This is a genomic window from bacterium, assembly GCA_019912885.1.
GTDB lineage: Bacteria > Lernaellota > Lernaellaia > JACKCT01 > JACKCT01 > JAIOHV01.
In genome coordinates this window covers 1-17,262 of record JAIOHV010000095.1, presented here as the reverse complement: position 1 = coordinate 17,262, position 17,262 = coordinate 1, and the positions used below count along the sequence as shown (strand labels likewise).

Below are 17,262 nucleotides of genomic sequence, written 5' to 3'. Positions count from 1 at the left end.
TACTTCAGAACCTTGGTGACGACGCCGGCGCCGACGGTTCGTCCGCCCTCGCGGATGGCGAAGCGGACGCCGTCTTCCAGGGCGATCGGGTTGATGAGCTCGATCGTCATTTTCACGTTTTCGCCCGGCATCACCATCTCCACGCCCTCGGGCAGCGTCGCCACGCCCGTCACGTCCGTCGTACGGAAATAGAACTGCGGGCGGTACCCGGAGAAAAATGGCGTGTGGCGACCGCCTTCCTCCTTGCTGAGCACGTACACTTCCGACTCGAAATTCGTGTGCGGCGTGATCGTGCCCGGATGCGCCAGAACCTGGCCGCGCTCCACCTCCTCGCGCTTCACCCCGCGAAGCAGGCAGCCCACGTTGTCGCCCGGCTGGCCCGAATCCAGAAGCTTCCGGAACATCTCCACGCCCGTCACCACCGTCTTTCGCGTCGGCGTGATGCCCACGATCTCCACTTCCTCGTTCACCTTCACCACGCCGCGCTCGATGCGGCCCGTCACCACCGTCCCGCGCCCCTGGATCGTGAACACGTCCTCGATCGGCATCAGGAACGGCTTGTCCGTCTCGCGAACCGGCTGCGGAATCCACGTGTCCAGAGCCTCCAGAAGCTTCAGGATCGAGTTCTCGCCAAACTCCGGGTCCACGTTCTGCATCGCCTTGAGCGCGCTGCCCCGGATGATCGGCGTGTCGTCCCCCGGAAACTCGTAGCTCGAAAGAAGCTCACGAACCTCCATGTCCACCAGGTCCAGAAGCTCCGGGTCGTCCACCAGGTCCACCTTGTTCAGGAACACCACGATCCGCGGAACGCCCACCTGACGCGCCAGGAGAATGTGCTCCCGCGTCTGCGGCATCGGGCCGTCGTCCGCCCCCACCACCAGGATCGCGCCGTCCATCTGCGCCGCGCCCGTGATCATGTTCTTGATGTAGTCCGCGTGACCCGGGCAGTCCACGTGCGCGTAGTGGCGGTTCGCCGACTCGTACTCCACGTGGCTCGTCGCGATCGTGATGACCTTCATGTCATTGCGCCGGCCCTGGCTCTCGGACGCCTTCGCCACCTGGTCGTAGCTAACCGCCTTGCCCCAGCCCTTGCGCTCCGCCACCATCGTCAACGCCGCCGTCAACGTCGTCTTCCCGTGGTCGATGTGACCGATCGTCCCCACGTTCACGTGCGGCTTCGTGCGCTGGAATTTCTCTTTGGCCATCTCGCGTTTCTCCTTGGCGAAAAAAACCCTTGCCGACACCATGTCTTCGCGACCCGGTGTCCCGTCGCTTTTCGGTTGTTTCCCTTGTATCGAACCCAAGCCGTGCCCAGGGGCCCGGCGATCTAACATTTTCCGTCGCGAACTTCAATAACCCCGCAATCGCGAGAGCATTTGTTCCTGCAAATCCGCCGGAACCGGAGCGTACCGCGCGAATCGCATCGTGTACGTCCCCCGCCCCTGCGTGATCGAGCGAAGGCTCGTCGAGTAACCGAACATCGAACCGAGCGGCACCGCGCACGACACGACCTGCAAACCCGCCCGCGCCGCGACATGCTCGATCTCGCCGCGCCGCGCGTTGACGTCGCCGATCGCGTCGCCGAGGTAGTCCTCGGGGACCACGATCTCCACGGCCATGATCGGCTCAAGCAAGACGCTGGCGGCCTCGCGCAACGCCTTGTTCGCGGCCATGTTCGCCGCCGCGCGAAACGCCGGGCCGTCCGATTCGTTCTCGCGATACTGCGCGGCGGTCATGGTGACCGCGACGTCGATGACCGGGTATCCCGCGAGCGCCCCCACCGAGAGCGCGTCCCGCGCGCCGTCCTCGACACCGGCGAAGCACTCCCTCGGAAGCGCGTTCGGCGCGATCTCGCTTGCGAACCGGAATCCCCCGCCCGGCTCGTTCGGCTCGACGCGAAGCGTCACGCCGGCGAAGACGTTGCGGTTGCCGAGCTGCCGCGCGAATTCCTCGTTGATCGTCACCGCCCGCGTCACCGATTCCTTGTACGCGACCTGCGGCCGGCCGACGTTCGCGTTGACGTTGAAATCGCGCAGAAGCCGGTCCGTGATGATCTCCAGGTGCAGCTCGCCCATGCCGGAGATGATCGTCTGCCCCGTCTCCGCGTCTTTCGCCACATGGAACGACGGATCCTCCGCGGCCACGTGCTCGAGCGCTTCGGTCAGGCGATCCTGGTCGGCCTGCGTCTTGGGCTCGATGGCCACGTGAATCACCGGCTCGGGAAACTCCATCCCCTCGAGCAGGATCGGCGCGTTCGGGGCGGCAAGCGTATCGCCCGTCGTCGTGAATTTGAGACCCACGGCGGCCACGATGTCGCCCGCCTGCGCCTCTTGAAGCTCCACGCGCTTGTTCGCGTGCATCTGCAAGAGCTTGCCGACGCGCTCCTTTTTCGACTTCGCCACGTTTTCGACCGCGTCGCCCGTCTTTACCTTGCCGGAGTAGACGCGCAGAAAGCACAGCCGCCCGACGTAGGGGTCGTACTGGAGCTTGAAGGCCAGCGCCGCGAAGGGCCCGGAAGGATCCGCGCGACGCTCATCGGTTTCTCCGGTCTTGGGCCTGACGCCCTTGATCGGCGGAACCTCCGGCGGGCTCGGCAGATACGCGACCACCGCGTCCAGAAGCGGTTGAACGCCCTTGTTGCGAAAAGCCGCGCCGCAAAGCACGGGGACGGCCTTAAGCGAGAGCGTGCCGGCACGCAGCGCGCGGACGATGCGATCCGGGTCGATGTCGCCCCCTTCGAGGTAGGCGGTCATCAGCTCGTCGTCGAAGTCGGCGGCCGCTTCGATCATCTCGTTTCGGTACCGTTCGGCTAATTGCAAAAGATCGTCCGGGACGGGTCCCTCAGTCATGTTGGCGCCAAGCGTGCTTTCGTCAAAACGCAACGCCACGTTGCGGACAAGGTCGATCACGCCCTCGAAACCGTTTTCGGCGCCGATCGGAATCTGCACCGGAACCGGCCTTGCGCGAAGCTTGTCGCGGATCTCGCCGACGACGCTTTCGAAGTTCGCGCCGACGCGATCCATCTTGTTGACGAAGGCGATCTTCGGCACGTGGAACTTGTCCGCTTGCCGCCAGACCGTCTCGCTTTGCGGCTCGACGCCCCCCACCGCGCAGAAGACGCCGATGGCGCCGTCGAGCACACGCAGGGAGCGCTCCACCTCGATCGTGAAATCGACGTGCCCGGGGGTATCCAGAATGTTGATTCGATGGTCCTTCCAGAAACAGGTTGTCGCGGCGGTCGTGATCGTGATCCCGCGTTCCTGCTCCTGGACCATGTAGTCCATCTGGGTGGTACCCTCGTCCACCTCGCCGATCCTGTGGCTGACGCCCGTGTAATAAAGGATCCGTTCCGTGGTCGTCGTTTTCCCGGCGTCGATATGGGCCATGATCCCGATGTTCCGGGTGCGCGCCAGGTCTTTCGCCTTGGCCATGACCAAACTCCGACGGCGGCTCGCGCCGACCCGGGGCCTTGCGGGCCCCTTTATCTTGACGACCGCCCGTTGCGCGATCGAAACAAGAGTCCAACATCAAAACCGCGCGACCTGCCGGTTCGCCGCCGAAAAGCGGCGCCTTGCGTGTCACACGTTCAAATTTTCCTCAAACCTCAACGAACCGATGTTCCGGGCGCGGCCGACGTTGGGGCCGTGCGTCCTGGTGGGATCGTCAGAAGTTCGGTAGTCCCGGCTACCACCCCCTGACGCCGGAAGCCGGGAATTTACCAGCGATAATGACTGAAGGCCTTGTTGGCCTCCGCCATCTTGTGCGTATCCTCTTTCTTCTTGATCGAGGCTCCGCGCATGTTCGCGGCGTCCAGAATCTCCGCCGCCAGTCTTTCCGTCATGCTCTTTTCTCCGCGCGCCGCCGCGTAGGAAATGAGCCACCGCATGCCGAGCGCCGTGCGCCGCTCCGACCGGATCTCCACGGGGATCTGGTAGGTCGAACCGCCGACGCGCCGGCTTTTCACCTCAACGACCGGCCGCACGTTGTCAAGCGCCGTGCGGAAGATCTTCAAGGGATCGTCCTTCGTTTTCTCGGCGACAATCTGCATCGCGCCGTAGAGAATGCTCTCGGCCGTGCTCTTCTTGCCGCTGCTCATCAGGCCGTTGACGAACTTCGCCACCGTCCTGTCCCCGAACTTCGGATCGGGAAGCACCTCTCGTTTTACGACCGCGCGTTTCCGTGGCATGAGGCTCCCCTACTTCGGCCGTTTCGCGCCGTACTTGCTTCGGCCCCGGCGGCGCGTGGCCACACCGGTCGAATCGAGCGTTCCGCGAATGATGTGGTAACGCACGCCCGGCAGGTCCTTCACGCGGCCGCCGCGAATCAGCACGACCGAGTGCTCCTGCAGGTTGTGCCCCTCGCCGGGGATGTAGCTTGTGACTTCGAGCTGATTGGAAAGGCGGATACGCGCGACCTTCCGCAGCGCGGAATTCGGCTTTTTGGGCGTCGTCGTATAGACGCGCGTGCAGACGCCGCGCTTTTGCGGGCAGGCCTGCAAGGCCGGCGCGGTCTTTTTTTCCTCGACCTTTTTTCGTCCGTTACGAACGAGCTGATTGATTGTCGGCATCCGACATTCCTGCTTTCGACAAACTTTCGAAAAAGTGTTGCTCGACCGCCGCTTTATCCCACGCGCGTGGCGTCAGACGCACCGCGCCGGGCGGGCAAGGGAGGCGAGTGTTTAACAAAAAGGCCCGAAGGTGTCAACCGCGTTTGGCGCTTATTGTCGCCTTCGGGCCTGTTTTTTCTTGCGTTATTCCTCGTCGTCCTCGCCGTCGTCGCCGCCGGGCAGATCCTCGTCCAGGTCCTCGTCGAGGCCCTCTTCTTCGTCCAGATCCTCGTCGTCGGCTTCCTCGCCGCCGGCTTCGGACTCGATGTAATCCCCGCCGCGGGAGGCCAGGACGTCTTCGACCGAGTTGAAGGCGCCGGCGCCAAAGCGGCTGAAGTCGCCGTCGAACAGGCCGCCCTCCCCCATCATCATGTCGCCCGCGTCTTCGGGAAGATCGACATCGATTTCCAGCGAGCGGTACATCTCAAGCCCGGTTCCCGCCGGGATGAGGCGGCCCATGATGACGTTCTCTTTCAGGCCGCGCAGCCAATCGACCTTGCCGTTGATCGACGCCTCGGTGAGGACCTTGGTCGTCTCCTGGAAGCTCGCCGCGGAGATGAAGCTTTCGGTCGAAAGCGACGCCTTGGTGATGCCGAGCAGGAGCGGCTTGCCGACGGCCGGCCGGCCATTTTGCGCGCCGACCCGCTCGTTTTCTTCCTGGAAGCGGACCTTCTCCACCTCTTCGCCGTAGCGGAAGTTGGTATCGCCGACCTCCGTGATACGCACGCGGCGAAGCATCTGCCGCACGATCACCTCGATGTGCTTGTCGTTGATCTTGACGCCCTGCAGGCGATAGACCTCCTGCACCTCGTCGACCAGGAAGCGCGCCAGCGCCTTTTCGCCGAGAACGACGAGAATGTCGTGCGGGTTCGAGGAGCCGTCCATGAGCGGCTCGCCGGCGCGGACGTATTGGCCCTCGTGCACGCTGATGTGCTTGCCGCGGGGGATGAGATATTCGCGCGGCTCGCCGACCTCGGGCATGACGACAAGCTTGCGCTTGCCCTTCAGGTCCTCGTCGAAATGCACGATGCCGTCGATCTCCGAGATGACGGCGTAGTCCTTCGGCTTGCGCGCCTCGAACAGCTCCGCCACGCGCGGCAGGCCGCCGGTGATGTCCTTGGTCTTGGTCGTCGCGCGCGGCATCTTGGCCAGCACGTCGCCGGCCATGACCTCGTCGCCCTCGTGCTGCTCGATGATCGCGCCGACCGGCAGGATGTAGCGCGCATCGCGATTCGTGCCCGGAATCTTCATCGTGCCGCTTCCACTCGCGGCCTTGATGGAAATGCGGGGCCGCTGGCGCGGGTCGCGCGGCTCCAGAACGATCTTGCGCGAAAGTCCCGTGACCTCGTCGAGCGTCTCGGTCATCGTGACGCCCTCGATGATGTCGCCGTACTTCACGACGCCGTCCACGTCCGAAAGAATCGGATTCGTGTGCGGATCCCAGCGCGCCAGAAGCTGCCCCGGCTCGATGGTGTCGCCGTTGTTGACGAGCAACACCGCGCCGTAGATCAGGTTGTAGCGCTCGCGCTCGCGGCCCGCGGAGGAGATGATGAGCTCGCCGTTGCGGTTCATCACCGTCGACATGCCCTCGCGGTTGGTCACGATCGACACGTTGTTGAGATGCACCTCGCCCGAGGCCCGCGCGTGCAGCGTGGACTGCTCGACCTGCCGGCTCGCCGCGCCGCCGATGTGGAAGGTCCGCATCGTGAGCTGCGTGCCGGGCTCGCCGATCGACTGCGCCGCGATGACGCCGACCGCCTCGCCCATGTTGACGACGTGCCCGCGCGACAGATCGCGCCCGTAGCACGCCGCGCAGATGCCTCGTTTCGCCTGGCACGTCAGCACCGAGCGGATCTCGACCTGCTCGATTCCGGCGCCCTCGATGCGCTTGACGAGATCCTCGTCGATCATCGTGTTCGCCGGGCAAATCACCTCGTCGTTGACCGGGTCGCGCACATCGTGCAGCGCGACGCGGCCGAGGATGCGGTCGCCAACATGGTCGATGATCTCGCCGCCCTCGATCAGGTTCGAGACGGTGATGCCGTCGAGCGTGCCGCAGTCGGGCTGCGTCACGACCGTGTCCTGCGCGACGTCCACGAGGCGGCGCGTGAGGTAGCCGGAGTTCGCCGTCTTGAGCGCCGTATCCGCGAGGCCCTTGCGCGCGCCGTGCGTCGAGATGAAATACTGCAACACCGTGAGACCCTCACGGAAATTGCTCGTGATCGGCGTCTCGATGATTTCGCCCGAAGGCTTGGCCATCAGGCCGCGCATGCCGGCGAGCTGGCGGATCTGGTTCAGGCCGCCGCGCGCGCCGGAATCGGCCATCATGAAGATGGGGTTGAAGCTGGACTTTCGCTCCCGGGTGCCGTCGGCGCGCTCGAACACCTCGGAGCCCATGCGCTCCATCATCTGCTCGGCGATGCGGTCGGACGCCTGGACCCAGATGTCGATGACCTTGTTGTAGCGCTCGCCGTCGGTGATGAGACCGTCCTGATACTGGCGGCGGATCTCGTCGACCTGCGCGTTCGCGTCCTCGATGGTGACGGCCTTCGACTCCGGGATGAGCATGTCGTCCAGGCAGATCGACACGCCCGCCGTCGTCGCCATGCCAAAGCCCATCGTCCGAAGGCGGTCGGCGAAGATGACCGTCTCCTTGTTTCCGGCCACGCGGTAGACAAGGTCGATCAGCTCGCCGAGTTGGCGCTTGCCGATGTCGCGATTGATCGCGGAGAACGGCACCGCGGACGGCAGGATATCCGAAAGCAGCACGCGGCCTACGGTGGTCTCGACGATCTCGCCGCCGATGCGGCACTTGACGCCCGCGTGCAGGTGCACGGCGCCGTTGTCGTAGGCCGCCTTCACCTCGAGGGGATCAGAAAAGCTCATGCCCTCGCCCTTGGCGCCCGGGCGATGCCGCGTCGAGTAATACGTGCCGAGGACCATGTCCTGCGTGGGCACGATGATCGGCTTGCCGTTGGCCGGCGAGAGGATATTGTTGGTCGACATCATCAGAACGCGCGCCTCGATCTGGCTTTCGATCGCCAGCGGCACGTGAACGGCCATCTGGTCGCCGTCGAAGTCGGCGTTGTAGGCCGCGCAGACGAGCGGATGAAGCTGGATGGCCTTGCCCTCGATGAGCACGGGCTCGAAGGCCTGAATGCCGAGGCGATGGAGGGTCGGCGCGCGGTTCAGAAGAACCGGGTGCTCCTTGATGACCTCGTCGAGGATGTCCCAGACCTCGGACTTCTCTTTTTCGACGAGCTTTTTCGCGCTCTTGATCGTGGTGACGTATCCGCGCTCCTCGAGTTTGTTATAGATGAACGGCGTGAACAGCTCGAGGGCCATCTTCTTGGGCAGGCCGCACTGGTGCAGGCGCAGCTCCGGGCCGACGACGATCACCGAGCGGCCGGAATAATCGACGCGCTTCCCGAGCAGGTTCTGACGGAAGCGGCCCTGCTTGCCCTTGAGCATGTCGGACAGCGACTTGAGCGGGCGCTTGTTGGGGCCGGTGATGACGCGGCCGCGGCGGCCGTTGTCGAACAGGGCGTCGACCGCCTCCTGCAACATGCGCTTCTCGTTGCGGATGATGATCTCCGGCGCGTGCAGCTCCATGAGTCGCTTGAGGCGATTGTTCCGGTTGATCACGCGGCGATAGAGATCGTTCAGGTCGGAGATCGCGAACCGGCCGCCGTCCAGCGGAACGAGCGGGCGCAGATCCGGAGGGATGACCGGGACGACGTCGAGGATCATCCATTCCGGGCGATTGCCCGAATCGCGGAACGCTTCCACCACGCGCAGGCGCTTGGAGAGCTTCTTCTTTTTGGCTTCGGAGGTCGCCTCGAGCATCTCGATGCGCAGCTCAACGGCGTGCTGGTCGAGCGGAAGTTTGCTGAGCAGCTCCTTGATCGCCTCGGCGCCCATGCCGGCGCGGAACTCGACCGGGTCTTGCTCCTCGTAACGGCGAAAGCGCTCCTCGGTGAGCAGCTCGCCTTCCTTGGTGTCCGTCTTGCCCGGATCGATGACGACGTACATCTCGAAGTAGAGGATCTTTTCGAGTTCCTTGTACGTCATGTCGAGCAGCGCGCCGATGCGCGACGGCAGGCTTTTCAGGAACCAGATGTGCGCGACGGGCGTCGCGAGGCTGATATGGCCCATGCGCTCGCGACGCACCTTGCTCTGGATGACCTCGACGCCGCACTTCTCGCAGATGATGCCCCGGTGCTTCATGCGCTTGTATTTGCCGCAGTTGCACTCGTAGTCCTTCACGGGGCCGAAGATTTTGGCGCAGAAAAGCCCGTCGCGCTCCGGTTTGAACGTGCGGTAGTTGATGGTCTCCGGCTTCTTGACCTCGCCATAGGACCAGCTCCGGATTTTTTCGGGGCTGGCCAGCGCGATCTTGACGCCGGGGAAGAACAGCGGGTTCTTGGGTTTGTCGAACAGGCTGATGAGTTCTTTCAAAGCGTTTCCTCCCGATCCGGGACTAATTTTTTATTGTGACGCACGCGTAACGCGCGCGCGGTGATCTTGACTATCATTCCTCTTCTTCGGCTTCGCCGCCGTCGCCGTCCTCGTCGTCCTCGTCCTCGTCACCCTCCTCGTCATCCGGGGAGGCCATGAAGTCCTCGCGCTTGGCGAACAACGCCTCCGCGGCCTCGAAGGCCGAGGGCATTTCGCGCCGCGGTCCGGCCACGTCGCCAAAGGCCATATCCGCGGCCAGCGGCGTGATCGTGTCGTCCTCGAGCAGCGTCACGTCGAGCGAGAGGCTCTGCAACTCCTTGACGAGCACATTGAAGCTCTCGGGCAGGCCCGGTTCCAGGCGGTATTCGCCCTTGACGATCGACTCGTACATGCGCGTGCGGCCGGCCACGTCGTCGGACTTCACCGTCAGGAATTCCTGCAAGCTGTAAGCCGCGCCATAGGCCTCCATCGCCCAGACTTCCATTTCGCCAAGGCGCTGGCCGCCGAACTGCGCCTTGCCGCCGAGCGGCTGCTGCGTCACCAGGCTGTAGGGTCCGATCGATCGCGCGTGGATCTTGTCATCCACGAGATGGTGGAGCTTGAGCATGTACATGGTGCCCACCGTCACCTCGTTCAGGATCGGTTCGCCCGTGCGGCCGTCGAACAAAACCTCCTGGCCGGTTGGCGGCACCTTCGCCAGGTCGAGCGCGCGGCGGATGTCCGCCTCGGACGCGCCGTCGAACACCGGCGTCGCCAGGTGGACACCGCGCGAGAGCATGCGCGCGAAATCCATGATTTCGTCGTCCTTGGCCTTCTTGAGGCGGTCGCGAAGATCCTTGATCGACTCCAGATCGTCGGCGAACACCTCCAGCAGACGCTCGCGCACCTTGGCGGGCGAGAAGTTCGTCGCGATGAGCCGCTCGATCTGCTGCGCGATATGCGACGACGCCCAGCCGAGGTGCGCCTCGAGGATCTGCCCGACGTTCATGCGCGAGGGCACGCCGAGGGGATTGAGCACCATGTCCACCGGCGTACCGTCTTCCAGATACGGCATGTCCTCCGCGGGGACGATGCGCGAGAGCACGCCCTTGTTGCCGTGGCGGCCGGCCATCTTGTCGCCGACCTGGAGCTTGCGCTTGATCGCCACGTAAACCTTCACCATCTTGATGACGCCGGGGGCCATCTCGTCCGAGCGCTTCACGCGCTCGATCTTCTCGTCCCAGCCTTCCTTCACCGTCTCGATCTGCTTGAGAACGGCCTCAACAAGACCGGACAGGCGCGACTCCAGATCGGAATCCGCAAGCGAAAGATGCGCCAGGCGCGCGAAGGGCACGGACTCGATCGCCTCGGTCGTCAGCTCGGCGCCCTTCTTGATCAGCACCTTGCGCGAATTTTCGTCGGTCAGGTCGGAGCTCGCCTTGTGGCCCTTCAACATTTGCCGAACGCGCGTGAGCGCGTTGTCGGTGAAAATGCGGATCTCGGATTCCTGGTCCTTCAGGATCTTGCGGATCTCCGCTTCCTCGATTTGCTTGGCGCGCTCGTCCTTCTCCACGCCCTTGCGCGAGAAGACCTTGGCGTCGAGCACCGTGCCATAGACGCCCGGCGGCACCGTCAGCGAGGTGTCGCGCACGTCGCCGGCCTTCTCGCCGAAGATGGCGCGCAGCAGCTTCTCCTCGGGCGAGAGCTGCGTTTCGCCCTTGGGCGTGATCTTGCCGACGAGGATGTCGCCGGGCTTCACCTCGGCCCCGATGCGGATGATGCCCGAATCGTCCAGATGCGCGAGCATCTCCTCCGAGACGTTCGGGATGTCGCGCGTGATCTCTTCCTTGCCGAGCTTGGTGTCGCGCGAGATGCACTCGAACACCTCGACGTGAATCGAGGTGAATCGGTCTTCCTTGATGAGATTCTCGGAAATGAGGATCGAATCCTCGAAGTTGTAACCGCCCCACGGCATGAACGCGACCGTGATGTTCTGCCCGAGCGCGAGCTCGCCCATGTCGGTCGACGGGCCGTCGGCGACGACGTCGCCCTTGGCGATCTGCTCGCCGAGCTTGACGATCGGCTTCTGGTTGATGCACGTGTTCTGGTTGCTGCGCTGGTATTTGATCAGGTTGTAAATATCGACGCCGGCTTCGGTTTCGTCGTGCTCGCTGTCGTTGACCTTCACGACGACGCGCGTCGCGTCGACCGACACCACCGTGCCGCCGCGCCGGGCCGCGACCGCGACGCCCGAATCGCGCGCGACGATCGCCTCCATGCCCGTGCCGATGACCGGGGCGCTCGTTTTCATAAGCGGCACCGCCTGGCGCTGCATGTTCGCGCCCATGAGCGCGCGGTTCGCGTCGTCGTGCGCCAGGAACGGAATGAGGCTCGCCGCGACCGAAACGAGCTGGTTCGGCGAGACGTCCGTGTATTGGACTTCCTCGCGCGGCACCATGGCAAACTCGCCCTTCTGGCGGGCGGTGACGACGGGGTTTTTGAACCGGCCCTTCTCGTCGAGCTGCACGTTCGCCTGCGCGATCGTGAACTTCTCCTCCTCGAGCGCGGACAGGAACCGCGCGTCGCTCGACACGCGGCCGTCCCCGCCCACCGGGCGGTACGGCGTCTCGATGAAGCCGTACTCGTTGACGCGGGCGTACGTCGACAGGCTCGCGATCAGGCCGATATTCGGACCTTCCGGCGTTTCGACCGGGCAGATGCGGCCGTAATGCGTGTTGTGGACGTCGCGGACCTCGAAACCCGCGCGCTCGCGCGTGAGGCCGCCGGGTCCGAGCGCCGACAGGCGCCGCTTGTGCGTCACCTCCGAGAGCGGATTGGTCTGGTCCATAAATTGCGAAAGCTGCGACGATCCGAAAAACTCCTTGATGACGGCGCTGACGGGCTTGGAGTTGATGAGATCGTGCGGCATGAGCGTGTCGATCTCCTGAAGGCTCATGCGCTCGCGGATCGCGCGCTCCATGCGCACAAGGCCGATGCGATACTGGTTTTCGACAAGCTCGCCCACCGCGCGCACGCGGCGGTTGCCGAGGTGATCGATATCGTCGATCTCGCCGCGGCCTTCCTTGAGGTTCAGCAGGTAGAACACAACGGAAAGGATGTCGTCGCGCGAGAGCGTCTGCTGCTCCATCGACACGTCCAGGCCCAGCTTGTGGTTCATCTTCACGCGGCCGACGCGCGAGAGATCGTAGCGGTCGGCGTTGAAAAACAGGTTCTGGAACAGGGCGGTGGCCGTATCGACGGTAGGCGGATCGCCCGGCCGCAGGCGCTTGTAAATTTCGATCATCGCCTCGATCGGCGTCGTCACCTTGTCGAGCGAAAGCGTGTCGCGCAGCGACGTGCTGATGCGCTGGCTCGGGGCGTGCAGCACCTCCACCCGCTTGATGCCGCGTTCGCGGATAACACCGATAAGCGCCTCGGTGATCTCTTCGCTGACTTCGGCGATCACCTCGCCGGTATCCAGGTCCACCACGTCGGTCGCCACAAACTGGCCAAGCAGGAATTCATCCTCCGCGACGATGCGGTTGACGCCCGCTTTTTTCATGCGCTGCACCGCGCCGGCGGTCACGCGCTTGTCTTTCTTGACGTAAACGGTGCCGTCTTTCTTGATATCCACGGGCGCGATCTGCCCCATCAGCATCTCGGGCTCGAACGCGACCTCCACGAGATTGCCGTCGAGCACCTTCACCGGCAGCTTGCTGTAATACCGGTTGTAGTAAGCCGAAAGGATCTCGTCGCCCGTGTAACCGAGCGCCTTGAGAAGGATCGTGGCCGGCATCTTGCGGCGCCGGTCGATGCGCACGTAAAGGATGTCTTTCGCGTCGAACTCGAAATCGAGCCACGAGCCGCGATAGGGGATGACGCGCGCGTTGTAGAGCAGCTTGCCGGAGGCGTGCGTCTTGCCCTTGTCATGATCGAAAAACACGCCCGGGCTGCGGTGGAGCTGGCTGACGATGACGCGCTCGGTGCCGTTGATGATGAACGTGCCGCTTGTCGTCATGAGCGGGATGTCGCCGAAGTAGACCTCCTGCTCCTTGATGTCGCGCACGCTCTTGACGCCGGATTCGTCGTCCGTGTCGAACACGACCAGGCGGATGACGACCTTGAACGGGGCGGCGAAGGTCATGCCGCGCTGCCAGCACTCGGCGACGTCGTATTTGGGTTTTTCGAGCTTGTAGCAGACGAACTCGAGGCTCGAGCTGCCCGAGAAATCGTTGATCGGGAATACGGATTGAAAAACGCCCTGCAGGCCGATCGCCTCGCGCTTCATCGGGTCAACATCGGTCTGGAGGAAACGGTCGTACGAACGCTTCTGGATATCGATGAGGTTGGGAATGTCGATGACCTTGCGAATCCGGGAGTAGCTCTTTCGGACTCGCTTGACGTTCTTCAGGGACGCGACCATGCGGGTGCTCTCCTTGGGTTGCCGAAACGACGGCGACGGACGATGCCAAACAAAAACCACGGCGCGCCGGCCGGGCCAAACGACCCGGCAGGCGCGAAATACGCGAAACTACTTGATCTCGACGGAGCCGCCGGCTTCCTGGATCTTTTTGGCGATCTCGTCGGCCTCCGCCTTGGCGATGCCTTCCTTGACCGGCTTGGGCGCGCCCTCGACCAGATCCTTGGCCTCTTTCAAGCCAAGGCCCGTGATCGCGCGGACCTCCTTGATGACCTGAATCTTCTGCGCGCCGGCGCTCGTGAGGATGACGTCGAACTCCGTCTTCTCCTCAACCGCTTCGGCCGCCGCGCCGCCGCCGGCCGGCATCGCGCCCATCATCATCGGCGCCGCCGCCGACACGCCGAACTTGTCCTCGAGCTCCTTGACGAGCTCGGACAGCTCGAGAACGCTCATCTTCTCGATAAAGCCGATCACGTCGGCCTTGCTCACTTCCGCCATGTTGATCTCCGTTTTTCGTTGGGGGGGCTCTCGGCCCGCGGGTTTTGCAAAACAGGAACTCGCGCCGGCGGCTCAGGCCGCGGCGGCGCCGTCTTTCTGATCCTTGATGGCGTTCAGCACGTTCAGGAAACTGCGCGGCACCGCCGCGAGCACCTGCACGAAATTGCGCTGCGGGCCGTTCATCACGTACAACAGCCGGGCGAGCAGCTCCTCGCGGCTCGGCAGATCCGCGATCGCGCGCACCTGCGCCTCCGTGACGAGACGCCCGTCGAACATGCCGTCCTTGATGGTGAACTTGTCGTTCGCCTTGGCGAAGGTGACGATCGTCTTCGAAGGAACGACCGGGTCGTCATCCACGATCAGGAACGCGTTGGGGCCTTCGAGATCCTCGAAAAGAGGCGCGTTGCCCGTGTCGCGGGACGCGATGTGCGCCAGCGTGTTTTTCAACACCGCCAGCGACGCGCCCTTGGCCTTTTCAACCTCGCGGCGCAGCTCGTTCATCTTCGCGACGGTGAGACCCGAAAATCCCACGCGCACGACAAGCCGGGCCCGCTCAAACCGTTCGTGCAGCGAACGGACCAGTTCTTCTTTTTGATTACGGTCCAAACACGTCCTCCTTTCCCGTCGCCTCGGCGACGCCCCTCGCGCCGGCGGGCGAAAAGGACCTCGGACCAGGAGCAAAAGCGCGGCGCTCGCGAACGCCGTTCCGTTGCCGTCTTTTCCGGGCCGTCTCCGCGGGCCGAAACCAGGGTCAAACCGGTTTCCATTAAGCCTTTCGGCGCCTTGCTTCTTAAACGACCGTGCCGCGACGAATCGCGGCGGATATCTGTCTCAGCCAATTCCGGGGGACCGCCCCGGAAGCGACGCCGCGCGCCTACACGCGCATGAGCGTCTGAATCTCGGCGGGATCGAGCCGGATGCCCGGTCCCATCGTCGTCGAGATGGCGATCGTGCGCAGATACGCGCCCTTGCTCGTGGCGGGCTTCAGGCGCACGACCTGATCGACAAGCGCCAGCAGGTTCTCCCGCAGCGCCTCTTTCGTGAAGCTCTTCTTGCCGATGACGGTGTGGAGGTTGCCGACCTTGTCGGTGCGAAACTCCACCTTGCCCTTTTTGAACGCCTCGACCGCGGACGTGACGTCAAAGGTGACGGTGCCGAGCTTCGGGTTTGGCATCATGCCGCGGGGACCGAGCGTTCGGCCGAGCTTGGCGATGCCGCCCATCATGTCCGGCGTGGCGATAACCTTGTCGAAATCCATCCACCCGCCCAGGATTTTCTCGACGAGATCCTCCTGCCCGACGAAGTCCGCGCCCGCGGCTTCGGCCTCGGTCGCCTTTTCGCCCTTGGCGAACACCAGCACACGCAGGCTCTTGCCCGTTCCGTGCGGAAGGACGGTGCTGCCGCGGACCATCTGGTCGGCGTGCTTCGGATTGACGCCGAGCCGAAACGAGATATCGACCGATTCGTCGAATTTCGCCGTCTGGGCGGCCTTCAGCAGATCGAGCGCCTCGTCGAGGCTGTGGCGCTCCTGTTCCTCGAATTTGGCGGCGGCGTTGCGGTAATTCTTGCCGTGTTGCGGCATCGTCCTACTCCTTGACCTCGAGGCCCATGCTTCGGGCCGTGCCCGCGATGATGCGGTAAGCCTGATCCGGGTCCGTCGTGTTGAGGTCGTTGAACTTGATGCGCACGATCTCGCGGATCTGATCCGCGGTGACCTTGCCGACCTTGTCGCGATTAGGGACACCGGAACCCTTGGCGATGTTCGCCGCCTTCTTCAAAAGCACCGCCGCCGGCGGGCTTTTCATGACGAAGGTGAACGAACGATCGGCGTAAACGGTGATCAGGACCGGGATAATCATCCCTTCCTGGCTCGCCGTCCGCGCGTTGAAATCCTTGCAAAACTGCATGATGTTCACGCCGTGCTGGCCAAGCGCGGGCCCCACCGGCGGCGACGGCGTCGCCTTGCCCGCGGGACATTGCAGTTTGATCTGGGCCATGACCTTCTTCGCCATTACGGACCTCTTGCGGCTTAGCCTTTTTCGACCTGGTAAAAATCGAGCTCGACCGGCGTCGCGCGCCCGAAAATCGACACCATGACGCGCAGCTTCGACTTGTCGGGGCGGATCTCCTCGACGACGCCCGTGAAATTCGCGAACGGGCCGGCCGTCACGCGTACGGTCTCGCCCTTTTCAAATTCGATCTTCGGTTTCGGGCGCAGCGTGCCTTCCGTGATCTTCTGCGTGATGCGCTCGACCTCCGCCTCCGGGATCGCGGTCGGCCGGGACGTTCCGCCGACAAACCCGGTGACCTTGGGCGTGCTTTTCACGATGTGCCACGTCTCGTCGGTCAGGATCATCTTGACGAGGATGTAGCCGGGGAAAAACTTGCGCGTGCTCGTGCGCTTTTCCCCCTGAACCACCTCGACGACCGGCTCCGACGGGATGAGAATCTCGCCGAGCAGGTGGAACAGATTGCTCTGCTTCATCCGCTCCTCGAGCGATTTCTTGGCCTTTTGCTCGTAGCCGGAATACGTGTGCACCACGTACCATTTCATTTCGTCGTCGTCGTACGCCATGTCTTTCCCCGAACCGTCTCCGATTCGCTCAGGTGAACAAGAAGCCGACGACGTACATCAGCACGCTGTCGCATAGGAAAAGGAACACCGAAAACACGATCGTGATGACGATGACCACCCACGTCGACGCCAGCGTGTCCTGCCGCGTCGGCCAGGCGACCTTTCGCAGCTCACGGCGCACGTCGGCGATAAAATCGACAAGCTGACGAAACGGGCCGGGCTTTTTTTCGTCCGGCTTGCGCTCGGGAGGCGCCTTTTTCGGCGCATCCTTCTTGTCGGTCTTCGTCTTTTTCAGCGGTTCCGCCACGATGATCGCTCTCCCGGGCCCCCGGCCCGAAACGTCGCCGTCCCGTCCCATCCAAACGCCGGCGGCGAATCCGCACCCGATCCGCCGCGCCTTACGCTTGGCCTACTTCGTTTCCTTGTGCAGCGTGTGCTTGCGGTCGAAAGGACAGAACTTTTTCAACTCGACCTTGTTCTGGTTTTTCTTCTTGTTTCGCGTGGTCGTGTAGTTGCGCCTTTTGCATTCGGTGCACTGCAGGATCACGATGTCGCGCGCGCCGGTGGCCATCGCCTTGCTCCTTTTACTTCAGAACCTTGGTGACGACGCCGGCGCCGACGGTTCGTCCGCCCTCGCGGATGGCGAAGCGGACGCCGTCTTCCAGGGCGATCGGGTTGATGAGCTCGATCGTCATTTTCACGTTTTCGCCCGGCATCACCATCTCC

The 17,262-nt window shown here is 63.6% G+C and carries 14 protein-coding genes; all 14 read right to left on the bottom strand.

Annotated elements, in window-relative coordinates; all coding sequences use genetic code 11:
* Nucleotides 1-1,205, bottom strand: a 1,205-nt coding sequence (tuf, locus tag K8I61_08285; GenBank protein MBZ0272021.1) for an elongation factor Tu, incomplete at its 3' end; no start/stop codon positions are given.
* A gap of 144 nt (nucleotides 1,206-1,349) precedes the next feature.
* Nucleotides 1,350-3,431, bottom strand: a complete 2,082-nt coding sequence (gene fusA / locus K8I61_08280) for an elongation factor G (GenBank protein MBZ0272020.1) — start codon at nucleotides 3,429-3,431, stop codon at nucleotides 1,350-1,352.
* A 284-nt stretch (nucleotides 3,432-3,715) separates the two neighbouring features.
* On the bottom strand, nucleotides 3,716-4,186 hold the full coding sequence (rpsG, locus tag K8I61_08275) for a 30S ribosomal protein S7 (protein ID MBZ0272019.1): 471 nt from the start codon (nucleotides 4,184-4,186) through the stop codon (nucleotides 3,716-3,718).
* Between the two features lie 9 nt (nucleotides 4,187-4,195).
* Nucleotides 4,196-4,567: a 30S ribosomal protein S12 gene (gene rpsL, locus K8I61_08270; protein MBZ0272018.1), complete on the bottom strand. Its 372-nt coding sequence runs from the start codon at nucleotides 4,565-4,567 to the stop codon at nucleotides 4,196-4,198.
* A 183-nt stretch (nucleotides 4,568-4,750) separates the two neighbouring features.
* Nucleotides 4,751-9,064, bottom strand: coding sequence for a DNA-directed RNA polymerase subunit beta' (gene rpoC / locus K8I61_08265; GenBank protein MBZ0272017.1), 4,314 nt, complete (start codon nucleotides 9,062-9,064; stop codon nucleotides 4,751-4,753).
* 73 nt (nucleotides 9,065-9,137) lie between these two features.
* Nucleotides 9,138-13,466: a DNA-directed RNA polymerase subunit beta gene (rpoB, locus tag K8I61_08260; GenBank protein ID MBZ0272016.1), complete on the bottom strand. Its 4,329-nt coding sequence runs from the start codon at nucleotides 13,464-13,466 to the stop codon at nucleotides 9,138-9,140.
* A gap of 108 nt (nucleotides 13,467-13,574) precedes the next feature.
* A complete protein-coding gene (gene rplL, locus K8I61_08255) occupies nucleotides 13,575-13,961 on the bottom strand; it encodes a 50S ribosomal protein L7/L12 (protein MBZ0272015.1) in 387 nt (128 codons plus the stop codon).
* A 72-nt stretch (nucleotides 13,962-14,033) separates the two neighbouring features.
* The gene (rplJ, locus tag K8I61_08250; protein ID MBZ0272014.1) at nucleotides 14,034-14,567 is read right to left on the bottom strand and encodes a 50S ribosomal protein L10; all 534 of its coding nucleotides are present in this window, start codon (nucleotides 14,565-14,567) and stop codon (nucleotides 14,034-14,036) included.
* A gap of 268 nt (nucleotides 14,568-14,835) precedes the next feature.
* Nucleotides 14,836-15,543: a 50S ribosomal protein L1 gene (rplA, locus tag K8I61_08245; protein MBZ0272013.1), complete on the bottom strand. Its 708-nt coding sequence runs from the start codon at nucleotides 15,541-15,543 to the stop codon at nucleotides 14,836-14,838.
* 4 nt (nucleotides 15,544-15,547) lie between these two features.
* Complete coding sequence (rplK, locus tag K8I61_08240) at nucleotides 15,548-15,973, bottom strand: 50S ribosomal protein L11 (protein ID MBZ0272012.1); 426 nt, start codon at nucleotides 15,971-15,973, stop codon at nucleotides 15,548-15,550.
* Nucleotides 15,974-15,990: 17 nt separating this feature from the next.
* On the bottom strand, nucleotides 15,991-16,536 hold the full coding sequence (gene nusG / locus K8I61_08235; protein MBZ0272011.1) for a transcription termination/antitermination protein NusG: 546 nt from the start codon (nucleotides 16,534-16,536) through the stop codon (nucleotides 15,991-15,993).
* Between the two features lie 28 nt (nucleotides 16,537-16,564).
* Nucleotides 16,565-16,843, bottom strand: coding sequence for a preprotein translocase subunit SecE (gene secE, locus K8I61_08230; GenBank protein ID MBZ0272010.1), 279 nt, complete (start codon nucleotides 16,841-16,843; stop codon nucleotides 16,565-16,567).
* A gap of 102 nt (nucleotides 16,844-16,945) precedes the next feature.
* Complete coding sequence (gene rpmG / locus K8I61_08225; GenBank protein MBZ0272009.1) at nucleotides 16,946-17,107, bottom strand: 50S ribosomal protein L33; 162 nt, start codon at nucleotides 17,105-17,107, stop codon at nucleotides 16,946-16,948.
* 13 nt (nucleotides 17,108-17,120) lie between these two features.
* Nucleotides 17,121-17,262: elongation factor Tu (gene tuf, locus K8I61_08220; protein MBZ0272008.1), on the bottom strand; the 142-nt coding region annotated here is incomplete at its 5' end.

Bases quoted from the DNA above. Each gene is read 5' to 3' on its own strand.
- fusA (MBZ0272020.1), bottom strand. From the start codon at position 3,431: ATGGCCAAGGCGAAAGACCTGGCGCGCACCCGGAACATCGGGATCATG.
- rpsG (MBZ0272019.1), bottom strand. From the start codon at position 4,186: ATGCCACGGAAACGCGCGGTCGTAAAACGAGAGGTGCTTCCCGATCCG.
- rpsL (MBZ0272018.1), bottom strand. From the start codon at position 4,567: ATGCCGACAATCAATCAGCTCGTTCGTAACGGACGAAAAAAGGTCGAG.
- rpoB (MBZ0272016.1), bottom strand. From the start codon at position 13,466: ATGGTCGCGTCCCTGAAGAACGTCAAGCGAGTCCGAAAGAGCTACTCC.
- rplL (MBZ0272015.1), bottom strand. From the start codon at position 13,961: ATGGCGGAAGTGAGCAAGGCCGACGTGATCGGCTTTATCGAGAAGATG.
- rplA (MBZ0272013.1), bottom strand. From the start codon at position 15,543: ATGCCGCAACACGGCAAGAATTACCGCAACGCCGCCGCCAAATTCGAG.
- rplK (MBZ0272012.1), bottom strand. From the start codon at position 15,973: ATGGCGAAGAAGGTCATGGCCCAGATCAAACTGCAATGTCCCGCGGGC.
- nusG (MBZ0272011.1), bottom strand. From the start codon at position 16,536: ATGGCGTACGACGACGACGAAATGAAATGGTACGTGGTGCACACGTAT.
- rpmG (MBZ0272009.1), bottom strand. From the start codon at position 17,107: ATGGCCACCGGCGCGCGCGACATCGTGATCCTGCAGTGCACCGAATGC.